Here is a 524-nt window from a genome sequence, read left to right on the forward strand (position 1 = left end):
TTTTGATGCATGTCGTTCTCCCAAACCGCTGCGCACTTTTGGGCGACATGCATTAGGCGGGCGGCGCTGACTTCAACAGCCCCAATTGGAAGTGGCTCAGGCTTAGTAGCCGATCGTAAATCGCCTCTGCACGTGCCTAGGCAACTCCGCTTCGTCAACGATGGCGATCGCAGCATCTTCGATTGATATCCGGCTGCGCCCATTTTCGTCGAGGATCGGCTGGTCGCCGCCAAGGCGAAAGCGACCGGTTCGCTCGCCGGGGTAGATCTCCTCCGCCGGACTGAAATAGGTCCAAAGGCGGTTGGAGAGTCTCAAAACGTTCAGAGCGTCCCGGTGCCCGCGCACCGCCTCGGCATAGGCCTCAGGGAGACCAAGCAGCTTCATGCTCTCGCGAAGATCATCAGGAGAGTCTGCACGCGTCAGGCCCGGCTTGACCTCTAAGCTCCCGGCGCCGCCGACGACGATCAGACGTAGACGCAGATGGTTCTCCATGGCGCGCAGAAGGGCCTGGGCGGCGGTTGCAT

Annotated in this window: 1 pseudogene; it reads right to left on the reverse strand. The window is 60.9% G+C overall.

Going from position 1 to position 524, the window contains the following annotated elements:
* Positions 1 to 102 precede the first annotated feature (102 nt).
* Positions 103 to 524 (reverse strand): annotated as a pseudogene (locus tag EOA29_RS39550) (NAD(P)H-binding protein); the annotation flags it as partial.

Source organism: Mesorhizobium sp. M1E.F.Ca.ET.063.01.1.1 (assembly GCF_003998155.1).
Classification (GTDB): Bacteria; Pseudomonadota; Alphaproteobacteria; order Rhizobiales; family Rhizobiaceae; genus Mesorhizobium.